The sequence below is a fragment of the Nocardia sp. NPDC002869 genome, from assembly GCF_046764065.1.
Classification (GTDB): Bacteria; Actinomycetota; Actinomycetes; order Mycobacteriales; family Mycobacteriaceae; genus Nocardia; species Nocardia rhamnosiphila.
Map to the genome: position 1 here is coordinate 1 of NZ_JBKOOL010000025.1, position 13,581 is coordinate 13,581.

Below are 13,581 nucleotides of genomic sequence, written 5' to 3' on the forward strand. Positions count from 1 at the left end.
CGCGCGCATCCTCGGCAAGGTCGTGACCGTGATCCGCAAGATCTGAGGCCGCCCACCGGCACCGGGCACGCGCCGGTGCCGGGCCGGGGGCCACGCCGCGCTGAGCCGGCCGGGCGACATGGACGCCCCGGCGCGGAAGGGGCGGGGCGCGCAGCGTCACGGGTGCATACGCGCACCCTTCACGACCTTGTCGACGAGCTTGCGGTCCGCGTGCAGCGCCAGACCGACCAGGTCGAGGACGTTTCGGCCCACGGCCCCGACCGCGGCGCGGTTGTCGTGATCGTTGCCGGTGGCGAAGAGCTCGGCGGTGAATATCGAGAGGGCGAGCCCGCGGTCGAGTGCGCGTGTATGCGCGGTGCGCAGGGTCTCCTTGGTACCGGCGAACACGAGGACCGGCTGACCGAACGTCGGCAGGTACCCGGTGCCGTCAGCGTCGGCGTACGGCGCACCGATGAGGTCCGGATTCGCGGCGGCGATCCCACTGACGAGAAACGCCGAGACGTTGAGGCGTTGCCGGCCGGCGAGGTCCTCGCGCAGCAGTACGGCGATCTTGGTGTCGAATCGAACGGGTGAGGTGTCTGTCTCCACTCGGCCGATCCTGCCGATCACCCGCACCGCTGGTCTTGTACGTTCTTGATGTGGTGCACGTACCGGAGATCACCGCGTGGCGCCGCGGATCGAGGGTATCCACGAGGTGTTCCACGCCCGATTCACCGACCACGCCTGTCCCCCGCATACCCACGACGCGTGGACCCGGTTCATCGTCGATTCCGGCGCGATCAGCTACGAGTTGAACGGCCGGGAACACGGCTCGGTCGAGCATTGGGTGACGTTGCTGCCGCCGCATGTGCCGCACGACGGCCGGGCGGCCGGGGCCGCGGGATTCCGCAAACGCGTGCTGTACATCGAGGACACCCGGCTCTCCGGTATCGGCCCGGCGGTCGATACTCCGAGCACCCGGGACCCGATCCTGCGCGACCGGATGATCCACCGGCTGCACCAGATGCTGCGGTATCCCGGTGACGAGCTGGAAGCCGAGAGCCGCCCGACCTTCGTACTCGAACGCCTGCAGCGCCGCAGGCGTCCGGCCCCGCCGCCGCACCGCGACCCCTCCCTCGCCCGTGACCTGCGCGTACTCCTCGACGAGCGCTCGGTCGCCGGAATCACCCTGGCGCAGGCCGGCCATATTCTCTACGCGGACCCGGCGCATCTGTCCGCCGGAACACCCCACCGATAACCCGGATGTGATGCGCGGAGCCGCGGTCGGTCGGCCCATCTCCCGACCGCACGTCCTCGCGCGCATGCCTCCGCACAGCGGCCATGCGCCCCCGTCCTGCTTCACTTCCTCCGGTGTTCCGCGGGCGGGCGTGCGTCCCGCTCACCGGCCCGGCGGGCCTGCATACTGGACGTCATGTCGTGGTCCGGGCTCGTCGACGCGGTACTCGACCTGCACGTGACGACGACCGCGGCGACCTTCGTTTTCGTCGCCGTCCCGGCGGTGTGCCTGGCGGCGCTGGCGGCCCGCCGGCATCGTCGCTGGTTGCGCACCGGGGTCGCCGTCGTGGTGGCGGCGGCCGGGCTGTCGGTGGTACTCGCCGCGGTCCTCATCGAGAAGGTCTGGCGGCCCTTTCCCGATCCCCTACCCCCGTCGATCTACGTCTGGTCGGGGTCGGCGGTGCTGGCGGTGGCACTGGCCGTCGGCCGCGGGTTCGTCCGGCGCCGGGACCGGTCGCGGCCACTGGTCGCGACCGGGCTTGTCGCGGCGGCCGTCGCGGTCGTGCTCTGTGCCGCCGGCGGGATCAACGCGGGATTCGGCGCGTACCCGACGGTGCGGACCGCGCTCGGCATGACCGACTATCGGACCGTGCCGTTCGATACCGCGCTGGCACCGCACTCGGTGCCCGGCGGATCGCCGGCCCCGGCGAACTGGACCCCCTCCGCCGATATGCCGGAGACCGGCGCGGTGACCCGGGCCGCCGTTCCCGGTGCCGTGTCCCGGTTCCCCGCCCGTGACGCGCGGATCTATCTGCCCCCGGCGTACTTCACCGAGCCCCAGCCCGTCCTGCCGGTGCTGGTCCTGCTGGCCGGGCAGCCGGGCGGCACCGAGGACTGGCTCGTCGGCGGCCGGCTGACCCGCATCATGGACGCCTATGCCGCCGCACACCGGGGGCTGGCGCCGGTGGTCGTGCTCGCCGACGGCACCGGCGGCCGGTTGGCCAATCCGCTGTGCGTCGACTCGCGGCTCGGTAACGCCGCGACCTACCTGGCCGTGGACGTACCGAATTGGGTACGCACCCATCTGCAGGTGAACCCGGATCCGCGCGGTTGGGCAGTGGGCGGGCTTTCCTACGGCGGCACCTGCGCGCTACAACTCGCCACCACCCGCCCCGAGGTCTATCCCACTTTCCTCGATCTGTCCGGACAGGCCGAACCGACGCTCGGCGACCGCACGACCACGATCCGGGAGGCCTTCGGCGGCGACGCCGGCGCGTTCGCCCGGAACAACCCCGCCGATCTGCTGGCCCGCCATCGCTACCCCGATTCGGCCGGCGGGTTCGTCGTGGGTCTGGGCGACACCGAATACCGCGCCGCGATCGAGCGGCTGGCCGACGCCGCACGCGCTGCCGGAATGGATATCCACCTCACCGAACTGCCCGGCGGGCACAGCTTCGCCGTGTGGTCCGCCGGTCTGGAGAAGGAGCTGCCGTGGCTCGGCCACCGTCTCGGTCTGGACGCGTCGTGACGACTCGCGTCGCAGCGGGGCTCGCCCGCGCACCCATCTCCCTCGGGTTGCCGGCGGTCATCTGGATTCTCGCGGTGATCACCGGAGCATGGGCGAAGGGCCCGTCGCACGAGCTGGCCGCGCACGTCTCGCTCGGCCTCCCGACCCTCGATACAGGGTACGTCTGGACGCTGTGGACCTCGGGACTGTTCGCCTCCGGGACAGGCGGCTATCTGCTGGCGACGGTGTTCGTCCTCGCTGTCGCGGTGCCGGTGGAACAGCGCATCGGCAGCCGGCGTTTCGCGATCGCGGTATTCGCCGCCCAGGGCGCGGGCGCCGCGCTGGCACTGGCCGCGGCGCGGCTCGCGTCGACGGTGCCGAACTCCTGGGGTCTGGAACTGCACGGCCACCTGACAGCGGACCCGCTGCCCTGGGTCTTCGGGGCGCTGCTCGCCGCCAGCGCGGCGATGCACACTCTGTGGCGCCGGCGTATCCGCGCGCTGCTGCTGGTGATCCTGGTGACCACGGCCCTGTTCGCCGGGCATCTGCCGGATATGACGCGATTGTGTGTCGCGTTGGCGGGTCTGCTCGTCGGACCGCTGTTGTTCGGGCGCTCCGCGCGCAGCCCGATGCTCGGTGGAACGATCCGCGAGCGCCGCACACTCGTCGCTCTCGTCGTCGCGGCCAGTGTCCTGGGCCCGATCTTCGCCGCGTTCTCCCCGCATGCCATCGGCCCCCTGTCGTCCCTGCGTGAACTGTTCGATCAGGTGCCCTACAGCGCGCGCGAACTGGTCGACATCTGTGCCGATCCGGCCCTGCACGACGAGTGCCGCAAAGGGCAGCAGGCCCTGCGCCTGTCCGGTATCGGACCGCTCACCATGAACATCCTGCCGTCGATACTGCTGCTCGTCGCGGCCGAGGGACTGCGGCGCGGCCGGCGAGCGGCCTGGCTGCTCTCGGTCGGCGGGCATATCGTGCTCCTCGGCCTCGCCGGCGTCAGTGTGATCGTGCGGACGGTCGAGCAGGACGAGGCGCGCTGGGTGCTCTACGGCATCCCTCGGCACAGCACGGTGTACCGGGATTTCGCTCCGCTGCTCGCCCTGATCGCGGTCCTCGTGCTGTTACTGGCCACCCGGCGGGTCTTCGATGTGCGCGCCGCACGCGGGACATATCGCCGGGTCTGGCTGGGCACGCTCGCGGCGGCGGGGGCCGCGCTCACGATCTATGTGGTGGCCGGGACACTGCTCGCCGGCGGTTTCGACCGCGACCCCGGGGTCGGCACCCTGCTGCGTGATGCCCCGTTGCGGCTGCTACCGCCGGTGTACCTCCAGCTCTTCGAACCGCCGGTCCTGCCGCTGACCCCGTCGGCCACCCTGCTGTTCGAGTGGATCGGCGTACTCGTCTGGGTGACGTTGTGCCTGTTGATGCTGCGCAGTTTCTTCACCCCACCGGCCGGATACGACCTCGGCGGTGAGCGCCGGGTGCGGGAGCTGTTGCACGACCCGGGCGGCGGTTCCCTGTCGTGGATGAGCACCTGGGCCGGAAACAGGTACTGGTTCAGCGCGGACGGCCGGCACGCGGTGGCCTATCGGGTGCATTCCGGTGTCGCGCTGACCACGACTGATCCGATCGGTGCACACCGCGGGCAAGCCGCGGCGGCCGACGAGTTCGCGGCCTGGTGTCTCGGCAAGGGGTGGACTCCGTGCTTCTACTCCGTCGGCCCCGATACCGCGGCCCTCGCCCGGGAGCACGGCTGGAGCTGCCTGCAGGTCGCCGAGGAGACGATCATCGATCTGGCCGATCTCGCGTTCAAGGGCAAGAAGTTCCAGGATGTGCGAACCGCCCTGAATCGAGCGGGCAAAGAGGGGATCGAGGCGAGGTGGACAACGTTCGCCGAGGCGCCGCTGGCGGTGACCGAGCAGATCGTCGAGATCTCCGAGGAATGGGTCGCGGACAAAGGATTGCCGGAAATGGGTTTCACCCTCGGAGGTCTGGCCGAACTCCGAGATCCCGAGGTCCGGCTGCTGCTGGCCGTCGACCCCGACGACCACATCCACGCCGTAACCTCCTGGATGCCGGTGTACCGGGACGGCGTCCTCGTCGGCCTCACCCTGGATTTCATGCGCCGCCGGGGCGACGGATTCCGCGTGGCGATGGAGTTCCTGATCGCCTCGGCCGCATTGTCCGCCCAGGAGCAGCGGCTCGAGTTCCTCAGTCTGTCCGGGGCACCGCTGGCGGGTGCCGACAGCACCGAACCCGACCTCGACCGGAGTGCACTCGACAGTTTGCTCGATCTACTGGGCCGCACCCTGGAACCGGTCTACGGCTTCCGGTCACTGCTCGCCTTCAAGGCGAAGTTCCAACCGCGGCACCGGCCCGTGTACATGGTGTTCCCCGATGCCGCGGCACTACCGACCATCGGGATCGCCGTCGGCCGGGCGTACCTACCGCGTCTGTCGCTGCAGGAGAGCGGGCAGTTGCTGACCCATCTGCTCCGCCGTTGAGTCACCGCGATGCGTCCCGGGAAGGAACCGGCTGTCAGCGACGCAGGGCGGTCTCGTGATCCAGGCGCGCGAGCTTGACCGGGTTCCGGACCGCGTACAGCCCGGTGATCAGCCCCTCGTCGATACGCATCGCCACGACGGTATCGGCCTTACCGTCGAGGTCGATGATCAGCGCCGGATGACCGTTGATCCGGGCCGCACGCAGGACCGCGGCACCCGCGATCCGGCCCAGCACCTCGGCGACCGGCCCGGAGCCCACCACCGGCGCCGTCGCCGCCCGCACGACGCCGCCGCCGTCGGTCAGCAGTACTACGTCGGGGGCGAGGATATCGAGCAGATTCCGCAGGTCCCCCGTATCGACCGCCCGCTGGAAGGCGGTGAGGGCACTGCGGGTCTCGGCCGCCGAGACCGCACCGCGGGGACGCCGCGCCGCGATATGGGAGCGGGCACGATAGGCGATCTGGCGGACCGCCGCCGGGGTCTTGTCGACCGCCTCGGCGATCTCCGCGTGGTCCAGGCCGAACACCTCATGCAGTACGAACACCGCACGTTCCACGGGTGCGAGCGTCTCCAGCACCAGCAGCATCGCCATCGATACGCTGTCGGCCAGCTCGACGTCCTCGGCCACATCGGGTGCGGTCAGCAGCGGCTCGGGTAGCCACGGGCCGACATAGGACTCCCGGCGCCGGCCGAGGGAACGCAGGCGGTCCAGCGCCTGCCGCGTGGTGATCCGCACCAGGTAGGCACGGTGATCCCGGACCGCGCCGAGGTCGACGCCGGCCCAGCGCAGCCAGGTCTCCTGGAGCACGTCCTCGGCGTCGGCGGCCGAGCCGAGCATTTCGTAGGCGACGGTGAACAGCAGGTTGCGATGGGTCACGAAGAGTTCGGTGGCGGGGTCGGGCCCACCGGCGGAATCGTCGCCGGGCGTGGTCTGCACTGAACCGTCCATGGGTGGCTCCTGTTTTCTCTCGACAGTGTCACCATCAGACGCCGCTCGGGGTGCCGGCGTAACACGCTGCCCTGGTGTACCTGGTCACCCTGATCGACGCGGCCGACCGGCGTCGCCCGTGGCCGGCGGACTGTCGAATACCGAGATCGCCCAGCGCCTGCACATCGGCGTCACCACGGTGAAAACCCATATCGCGAACTTGCTGTCCAAGACCGGCGCCGACAATCGGGTCAAACTCGCCGTGTAGGGGCTCGGCCCGGCCGTGCACAAGTCCGACGACCGTGGCCTACAGCGGTGATCGGCGAGCCCGCCTCCCGTTTCAGGCGGCCCGGACGGTGAGGTCACGTGCGGCGAGGCGAAGCCAGGGCAGCGGCCAGATCCTCAGCCGAGGATCAACGGCGCGATATAGATCCGCGCGAATTCGGCGAGCTGCTCCTCGGATTCGAGGTCCAGCGCGCTGACGGGCTGCAGGATCAGGGAGTGGACCACCCGGCTCGCGATCTCGACCCGGGTTGCGAGATCGGGGATCTCGGGGAGCCTCCGCTGCCGCATCGCCTCGGCGAGCAGGGTGGTGGCCACACCGACGGCCATCGTGAAGAAAGGCCCGCCCTCGGTGGTCACCTGAGGCAGTAACCGGCCGGGCTCGAGCGCCAGCACCCGTGTGATCATGCCGTGGGTTCGCCAGCGCGTGATCACCGTGACGAACATGTCGGCGACAATGTCCTCCGGACCGGTGTGTCGCGCGGGAATACCCTCGAGTTCGGCGAGCAGGGCGCCCACCTCGCGGGCGCTCACGGCGCGGACGAGATCGTCGCGCGAACCGATCCGCCGGTAGATGGTGCCGCGGTCGACCGCCGCCTGCCGGGCGACATCGCCGATGGTCGTCTTCTTCACCCCGAATGTCTCGAACTGCACGCGCGCGGCATCGAGGATGCGGGTTTCGATACCGTCGGCGCCGGACCGGTCTTGCGAGGTAGAGGCAGGGGCGGACACAGGACCACGCTAGCAGCGATCAGTATTTCTGCAACAATCAGAAAGAATTTGTTGCGACAACATTGCAAGGCAATCTGTTGCATTGTACGGTCGACGTATGGCTGACGACAGTGCCACCACGAGCACCTACCGGGAAGAAGCCCACGCGATCCACCCCCGCGATGTGAGCTTCGACTTCTCGACGGTTCCCATGCACTACATCCCCGGAGAAGTGCTGGCGACCCATGTGACCAATGTGATGCACCTGGTACTGCCGGAAGGCGAGCGGGCCATGGCCGCCTGCCTGGCCGAAGCGCTACCCGCGATCGACGACGAGCGCCTGCGCGAAGAGGTGACGGGGTTCATCGGCCAGGAGTCGATGCACGCGAGCAGCCATGAGGGCGCCCGCAAACACCTGCAGTCCATCGGGCTCGATGTCGACTCCTACGTCGAGAAGATCGGCTGGCTGGTCGACCGGGTCCTGGGCGAGCACGGACTGAGCGGCCGCGCCGAAGAAGAATGGCTCAAGGAACGCCTGGGGCTGTTCGCTGGAATGGAACATTTCACCGCGGTGATCGGCGAGTGGCTGCTCGAATCGGAGGTGCTCGAAGAACTCGGCATGCATCCGACGATGCTCGATCTGGTGCGGTGGCACGGTGCGGAAGAGGTCGAGCACCGCAGCGTGGTCTTCGACGCCTACATGCATGTCGACGGCGGGTACGCACGGCGCGTACGCACGGGTCTGCTCGCCAGCGGGCTGCTGCTGCCACTGTTCGTGGTCTCCACCGCCTACCTGTACCGCAAGGATCCGAGCCCGGCCAAGGGCCGGTTCTGGGGTCAGCAGTTCGTCAGCGCCACGCTGCGCGGTGTGATTCCCAGTTTCACCACGTTCTTCACCGAGATGCCGCGCTACCTGCGGCCGGGTTTCCATCCCTCCCAGCTCGGACCCATGGACAACGCCCTGCGCTATCTGGCGCACTCCCCCGCCGCGCGCTCATGACCACCGCGCACCCCGAGCCCCCGAGCCTGCGGATGCTCGGCCTGGTGGTGGACGTGTACAGGAAGGTGTTCACCAATCCCGCGCTCTCGCCATCGAAGCCGGTGCGCCGCAGCGGCTTCGATCTCGACGTCGTCGTGGACGCGGTACAGGAGGAGGCCCGCGATGTGGTCTCGCTGACCCTGCTCCGGGCAGATGGTGAGCAGTTGCCGTCGTGGCGACCCGGCTCCCATATCGACGTCTTCCTGCCGTCGGGGCGGCAGCGCCAGTACTCGCTGTGCGGCGACCCCGCCGACCACCACCGCTACCGGATCGCGGTCCGCCGGATACATGACGGCGGCGGAGGCTCCCTCGAGGTCCACGACCTGCGACCCGGTGACGCACTGCGGATCCGCGGACCGCGCAACGCGTTCACCTTCGTCGATTCCGCGCCGTCCTACCTCTTCGTCGCCGCCGGAATCGGCATCACCCCCCTCCTGCCGATGGCGCATGCGGCCGGGAAGCGCGGACGACTGATCTATCTCGGCCGCTCCCGGGAAACCATGCCCTTCCTGGGCGAATTGCCGACCGGCAGCAATATCCGTCCCGACGACGAGGCCGGTGCACCCGATATCCGGGCGCTCCTGGCGACCGCCCGGCCCGGCGCCGCGGTGTACGTCTGCGGACCACCACCGGTCCTCGAGGCCGCCCAGCGTTCCCTTTTCGCACTGAACCCGGCCGGATCGTTGCATACCGAACGGTTCTCGGCGCCACCGGTGCGCGACGGCCGCGAATTCGACCTCACCCTCGCCAGGTCCGGGCGCCAGGTCCGGGTCGGCGCCACCGAGACGACACTCGACGCCATCCGCCGGGTCCGGCCCGATGTCGTCTACTCCTGCCGCCAGGGTTTCTGCGGCACCTGCAAGATCGGCGTCGCGGCCGGTTCGGTCGACCACCGCGACCGCCTGCTGAGCGACAGCGAACGCGCCGACCACATGCTCACCTGTGTCTCCCGGTCGGCCGGCGGACCGCTGGCACTCGATCTCTGATCCCGAAAGGCCCTCAGCCCCATGAGCGCACGATTCGCCCTGGTCCCCTCCGACGACGGCTTCCTGGACTCCGCCGCCCACCGTTACACCCATATCGTCGATTTCCCGGCACCGCCGCCGCAGGTCTGGGACACGCTGATCGCCGACGACGCCCTGGTGTCGTGGTCGGCGGTCGTCACGGCGGCGAAGTGGACCTCACGGCGGCCCTTCGGTGTCGGCACCACCCGGGATGTCACACTCGGTGGCCTGATCCGGCTGGCGGAACGTTTCTACCGGTGGGACGGGGGTTCCCGGATGACCTTCACCGTGGACGCCGCCTCGGTGCCCGGGCTGAGCCGGTTCGCCGAGGACATCACTCTGCTCCCGCTGGCCACGGGGACCCGGATCATCTGGACCTTCGCCCTCGAGGGCAGCGCGGTACTGCGTCCGCTGCCGGCCGCGGCGAGCCCGGTGAACCGTTTCGTCACCAAGACCATCGCCGCCGGCACCGGCCGCCGGGTCCGCGCCGAGACGGTGGGGGCACGATGAACGACCGCACACCGGAACACCACAGCATCGTCGTACTCGGCGCCGGATTCGGCGGGATCGGGCTGGCGATCAAACTGCGCGAGGCCGGTTTCGACGACCTGGTGCTGCTCGAACGCGCCGACGATCTGGGCGGCACCTGGCAGGCCAACACCTATCCCGGCTGCGCCTGCGATGTCCCGTCCCAGCTCTACAGCTACTCGTTCGCGCCCAACCCGGATTGGTCCCGCACCTACGGCAAACAGCGCGAGATCCTGGAGTACCTGCGCCGGGTCGCCACCGACCACGATGTGGTGCGCCATATCCGGCTGGGTACCGAACTGACCGAGGCACGCTGGGACGAGGCGGCCCACCTGTGGCGGATCCAGACCTCGCGCGGCTCGCTCACGGCCGATTTCTTCCTCTCGGCCGCCGGCGTCTTCGCCGAGGCCAAATACCCCGAACTCCCCGGTATCGACACCTTCGAGGGCACCGCGTTCCATTCGCTGCACTGGGACCACGAGCACGACCTCACCGGTGAACGGGTGGCGGTGATCGGCACCGGCGCCTCCGCGGTGCAGTTCGTGCCCGAGATCGCGCCACGGGTGGCCGCGCTGACGGTGTTCCAGCGGTCCGCGCCCTGGATCGTGCCACGGATGGACCGCCCGACGTTGGGTGTCGAGCGCACCCTGCTGCGCCGTCTCCCCCTTGCGCAGAAGGCGATCCGCGGTACCTGGTACACCCTGATCGAAGGGTTCGGCCTGGTCGGGTTCGTCGACAATCGCTTCCGTCACCCGTACGAGATGCTCGGCCGGCTCCAGTTGCTGCGCCAGATCCGCGATCCCCAGTTGCGTCGCAAGGCAACCCCCGATTACTTCATCGGCTGTAAACGCGCGATCTTCTCCGACGCCTACCTGCCGGCGCTGGACCGGGAGAACGTCGAGGTGGTCACCGACGGTATCGCCGAGGTGCGCTCGCACTCGATCCTGACCCGCGCCGGTGTGGAGATCCCCGTCGACACCATCATCTACGGCACCGGGTTCACTCCGATCCCCACCGCCTTCGCGCAGATCATCGGTCGCGACGATCTCTCGATCGCCGACCTGTACCACACACGGCCACAGACCTATCTGGGCGCGGCGATGGCCGGTTTCCCGAACTTCTTCTGCACGCTCGGTCCCTTCGGCGCCGCCGGCAACCAATCCGCCATCTTCATGCTCGAATCGCAGATCGCCTACATCGTCGACGCGCTCCAGACCCTGCGCGCCCGCGGCGCCCGCCGGGTGGAGGTGCGGCAGGAGACCCAGGACGCGTTCGTCGAGGAAATGGCCCGGCGCAGCGCGGACACGGTCTGGCTGACCGGCGGCTGCCAGAGCTACTACACCACCCCCGACGGCGGCAACGCCGGCCTCTACCCCAACTGGAGTTTCGAATACCGACGGCGCACCAAGCAGTTCGACGCCGAATCCTATGAGGTGACCGCATGAAACCCACGCTCCCCGGCCCGCTGGGCTGGCTCTCGCCGTCCGCGACCTTCGACGTGAAGGGCAAAACGGTACTGGTCACCGGCGCGGGCCAGGGCATCGGACTCGAACTCGTCACCCTCCTGCACCGGCGCGGCGCGGTGGTGGTCGTGGTCGATATCGACGAGGCGGCCGCCCAGCGCACGGCACGCGACCTGGGTTCGCGCGCCGTCGGTCTGGCGGGGGATGTCGCCGACCGCGGCCGGATGGAAGAGGTGATCGCCGAGGTCGCCGAGCAGTTCGGTGGTCTCGATGTGGTGGTAGCCAATGCCGGGGTCACCCCGGTGCCCGCGACCATCCGGAGCATGGATCCGGCCGATTTCGACCGGGTCATGAGTATCAACCTCACCGGGGTGTTCAACACCGTGCATCCGGCGCTCGACCATATCGTGCGGTCCCGGGGCCACGTGGTCGTCGTTTCCTCCTGCGCCGCTTTCGCACCGGGTATGGGCGGCTCGCCCTATATGGTCAGCAAGGCCGCGGTGGAGCAGCTGGGCCGGGCACTGCGGGTGGAGCTCGGCGCCTCCGGCGCCACCGCCGGGATCGCCTACTTCGGGGTCGTGGAGACCGCGATGACCCATGACCTGCTCGACGCCGACGATCTGGGCCGCCGGATCAACGATCTGCTGCCCTGGCCGCTCAACGTGCGCATCACCGCCGAAGAGGCCGCCCGGACCATCGCCGACGGCATCGCGCGCCGCGCCGCGCGGACCATCGCACCCAGCGGCTGGCAGCCCTACGCACTGTTGCGCGGGGCGATCAACACCGTGCTGGACCGGCGGCTCGCCGCCGATCCCACAGTGCACGAACTGGTCCGCGCGATCGAGCGGCGCCGATGAGCGAGCCGGCGCGCGGATCACTGCGGGCCCGGTACGTCCGGCAACTGTCCGCGCTCACCGCGCGCCGACTGACGCAGTTCACGCCGGTGAACACCTACACCCTGCCCGCCGCCCGGGCACTGATCGACCAGGCTCTGCGCGCGGCCGCGCCCCCGCTGGCGGCACCACGGCAGACCGGGTGCGGCACGGCACGATCACCGGTGAATGGGTCCGTGGCCCGCGGGCAACCCGCACCGATGCCGTGATCCTCTACCTCCACGGCGGCGGATTCGTCGCCGGATCCGCCGCCGGGTACCGCGGGGGCCGCGCGGCTGTCCACCGCGACGCGGTTGCCGGTGTTCACGCTCGACTACCGGCTCGCGCCCGAATATCCGTATCCGGCGGCACCCGAGGATATCGCCGCCGCCGTCCGGTGGCTGCTGGCACGAGGGCACCGCCCCGGCCGGATCGTGGTCGCGGGCGATTCGGCGGGCGGCTTCCTCGCCGCCGATTTCGCCATCTCGTACGCGCGCAACGGGTCCGCCCCGCCCGCGGGCCCGGTTCTCTTCTCACCGATGACGGATCTGAGTCTCGCGCTCGCCACCGGGTTCCCGGGGGCGGCGGCCGAAGGACTGCTGTCGCCGGGGTTGTCGCGTTCCCTGCCGCGTTCCAGCACATCGCCACCGTCGAACGCGCCGCGGTCGCGCTGCGGACCCCGGGCGACACGCAGACCCTGACCTGGTCCGACTACGCCACCCAGGTCCGCCGAGTTCGCCGCGGGCCTCGACGGGCTCGGTGTGCGCCGGGGCGATACCGTCGCCCTGATGATGGGCAACCGGATCGAGTTCTACCCGCTCGAGGTGGCCGCACAGCATCTCGGCGCGACCTCCTTCTCGTGACCGGCCCCCGATAGTGCGACCACCCGGTTTCAGAGTCCGAGCGTTGTCATCGGTATTCAGTTGATGTCGCAGCCCACCGGGTGGTGGGTGTGGGTGCAGGCCGCAGCGTACTCGGCCGGGGTCAGATAGCCCAGCGCCGAATGCCGGTGCCGGTGGTTGTGCTCGTCACGGGGAAGTACGCGACGCGGATCGCCGACCTCTACCGGGATCCGCCGGTCGGCGATATCCGCGAACCCGCCGACGGGCCGTAGCTCGCCGCCGCGACCTGACGCCGGCGCCCGGCCCGGCTCAGACTTCGAGCTCCTCTTCGATTCCGCGCAGCCGATGCCGGGCCAGGGCGAGGTTGGCCCGGCCGCGGTCGAGGGCCAGATACAGGAACAGACCCCTCGACTTGCGGCCGGTCATGGGCCGGATGAGGTGGTACTGGCTGCTGAGCGAGATGAGGATGTCCTCGATGTCCTCCTGCAGGCCCAGCTGTTCGATCGTGCGCAGCTTCGCGCGCACTACCTCGGTATTGCCGGCCGCGGCCACATTCAGGTCCAGCGCCTTCGAGCTCCCGAGCGTGCCCAGTGCCATTCCGCTGTTGTAATCCACGACGGCCGCGCCGAGGGCGCCGTCGATCGACATCATGTCCTCGAGTGCCAAATCCATATCGGACACAGGTC

The 13,581-nt window shown here is 69.6% G+C and carries 14 protein-coding genes and 2 pseudogenes; 12 read left to right on the forward strand and 4 right to left on the reverse strand.

Annotated elements, in window-relative coordinates:
• Positions 1-156 precede the first annotated feature (156 nt).
• Complete coding sequence (locus ACLML9_RS07285) at positions 157-588, reverse strand: DUF2000 family protein (protein WP_411944768.1); 432 nt, start codon at positions 586-588, stop codon at positions 157-159.
• A 76-nt stretch (positions 589-664) separates the two neighbouring features.
• Here ACLML9_RS07285 and ACLML9_RS07290 point away from each other — a divergent pair, with 76 nt between their 5' ends.
• From ACLML9_RS07290 to ACLML9_RS07300, 3 genes are all read left to right on the forward strand, one after another.
• A complete protein-coding gene (locus ACLML9_RS07290; RefSeq protein WP_411944769.1) occupies positions 665-1,237 on the forward strand; it encodes an AraC family ligand binding domain-containing protein in 573 nt (190 codons plus the stop codon).
• Between the two features lie 174 nt (positions 1,238-1,411).
• Positions 1,412-2,743 (forward strand): alpha/beta hydrolase, encoded by a 1,332-nt coding sequence (locus tag ACLML9_RS07295; protein ID WP_411944770.1) that lies wholly within the window; start codon positions 1,412-1,414, stop codon positions 2,741-2,743.
• The gene (locus ACLML9_RS07300; RefSeq protein WP_411944771.1) at positions 2,740-5,226 is read left to right on the forward strand and encodes a bifunctional lysylphosphatidylglycerol flippase/synthetase MprF; all 2,487 of its coding nucleotides are present in this window, start codon (positions 2,740-2,742) and stop codon (positions 5,224-5,226) included. The genes ACLML9_RS07295 and ACLML9_RS07300 overlap by 4 nt, the downstream gene beginning before the upstream one ends.
• A 34-nt stretch (positions 5,227-5,260) precedes the next feature.
• On the opposite strand, the gene ACLML9_RS07305 is transcribed toward ACLML9_RS07300, so the two are convergent.
• Positions 5,261-6,175, reverse strand: a complete 915-nt coding sequence (locus ACLML9_RS07305) for an RNA polymerase sigma-70 factor (protein ID WP_411944772.1) — start codon at positions 6,173-6,175, stop codon at positions 5,261-5,263.
• Positions 6,176-6,293: 118 nt separating this feature from the next.
• Between ACLML9_RS07305 and ACLML9_RS07310 the strand changes: the two are divergent.
• Positions 6,294-6,422: pseudogene (locus ACLML9_RS07310) on the forward strand (response regulator transcription factor); the annotation flags it as partial.
• A gap of 134 nt (positions 6,423-6,556) precedes the next feature.
• Here ACLML9_RS07310 and ACLML9_RS07315 read toward each other — a convergent pair.
• A complete protein-coding gene (locus ACLML9_RS07315; protein ID WP_411944773.1) occupies positions 6,557-7,168 on the reverse strand; it encodes a TetR/AcrR family transcriptional regulator in 612 nt (203 codons plus the stop codon).
• Between the two features lie 97 nt (positions 7,169-7,265).
• On the opposite strand from ACLML9_RS07315, the gene ACLML9_RS07320 reads away from it, so the two are divergent.
• From ACLML9_RS07320 to ACLML9_RS07355, 8 genes and pseudogenes are all read left to right on the forward strand, one after another.
• Entirely contained in the window at positions 7,266-8,147 is an 882-nt protein-coding gene (locus tag ACLML9_RS07320; protein ID WP_411944774.1) for a metal-dependent hydrolase, read from the forward strand.
• A complete protein-coding gene (locus ACLML9_RS07325) occupies positions 8,144-9,172 on the forward strand; it encodes a PDR/VanB family oxidoreductase (protein WP_411944775.1) in 1,029 nt (342 codons plus the stop codon). The genes ACLML9_RS07320 and ACLML9_RS07325 overlap by 4 nt, the downstream gene beginning before the upstream one ends.
• Positions 9,173-9,193: 21 nt before the next feature.
• Positions 9,194-9,700, forward strand: coding sequence for an SRPBCC family protein (locus ACLML9_RS07330; RefSeq protein ID WP_411944776.1), 507 nt, complete (start codon positions 9,194-9,196; stop codon positions 9,698-9,700).
• The gene (locus ACLML9_RS07335) at positions 9,697-11,163 is read left to right on the forward strand and encodes a flavin-containing monooxygenase (RefSeq protein ID WP_411944777.1); all 1,467 of its coding nucleotides are present in this window, start codon (positions 9,697-9,699) and stop codon (positions 11,161-11,163) included. Before ACLML9_RS07330 ends, ACLML9_RS07335 begins: the two co-directional genes overlap by 4 nt.
• The gene (locus ACLML9_RS07340; protein WP_411944778.1) at positions 11,160-12,038 is read left to right on the forward strand and encodes a short-chain dehydrogenase/reductase; all 879 of its coding nucleotides are present in this window, start codon (positions 11,160-11,162) and stop codon (positions 12,036-12,038) included. Before ACLML9_RS07335 ends, ACLML9_RS07340 begins: the two co-directional genes overlap by 4 nt.
• On the forward strand, positions 12,035-12,283 hold the full coding sequence (locus tag ACLML9_RS07345) for a hypothetical protein (protein ID WP_411944779.1): 249 nt from the start codon (positions 12,035-12,037) through the stop codon (positions 12,281-12,283). Before ACLML9_RS07340 ends, ACLML9_RS07345 begins: the two co-directional genes overlap by 4 nt.
• Positions 12,284-12,349: 66 nt before the next feature.
• On the forward strand, positions 12,350-12,754 hold the full coding sequence (locus tag ACLML9_RS07350; RefSeq protein ID WP_411944815.1) for an alpha/beta hydrolase: 405 nt from the start codon (positions 12,350-12,352) through the stop codon (positions 12,752-12,754).
• Positions 12,694-12,913 (forward strand): annotated as a pseudogene (locus tag ACLML9_RS07355) (AMP-binding protein); the annotation flags it as partial. The gene ACLML9_RS07350 and the pseudogene ACLML9_RS07355, both read left to right, overlap by 61 nt.
• Positions 12,914-13,204: 291 nt before the next feature.
• Here ACLML9_RS07355 and ACLML9_RS07360 read toward each other — a convergent pair.
• On the reverse strand, positions 13,205-13,576 hold the full coding sequence (locus tag ACLML9_RS07360; RefSeq protein ID WP_411944780.1) for a hypothetical protein: 372 nt from the start codon (positions 13,574-13,576) through the stop codon (positions 13,205-13,207).
• Positions 13,577-13,581 lie beyond the last annotated feature (5 nt).

Coding starts and splice junctions, on each gene's coding strand:
- ACLML9_RS07340 (WP_411944778.1), top strand. CDS start 11,160: ATGAAACCCACGCTCCCCGGCCCGCTGGGCTGGCTCTCGCCGTCCGCG.
- ACLML9_RS07335 (WP_411944777.1), top strand. CDS start 9,697: ATGAACGACCGCACACCGGAACACCACAGCATCGTCGTACTCGGCGCC.
- ACLML9_RS07330 (WP_411944776.1), top strand. CDS start 9,194: ATGAGCGCACGATTCGCCCTGGTCCCCTCCGACGACGGCTTCCTGGAC.
- ACLML9_RS07320 (WP_411944774.1), top strand. CDS start 7,266: ATGGCTGACGACAGTGCCACCACGAGCACCTACCGGGAAGAAGCCCAC.
- ACLML9_RS07325 (WP_411944775.1), top strand. CDS start 8,144: ATGACCACCGCGCACCCCGAGCCCCCGAGCCTGCGGATGCTCGGCCTG.
- ACLML9_RS07295 (WP_411944770.1), top strand. CDS start 1,412: ATGTCGTGGTCCGGGCTCGTCGACGCGGTACTCGACCTGCACGTGACG.
- ACLML9_RS07345 (WP_411944779.1), top strand. CDS start 12,035: ATGAGCGAGCCGGCGCGCGGATCACTGCGGGCCCGGTACGTCCGGCAA.
- ACLML9_RS07305 (WP_411944772.1), bottom strand. CDS start 6,175: ATGGACGGTTCAGTGCAGACCACGCCCGGCGACGATTCCGCCGGTGGG.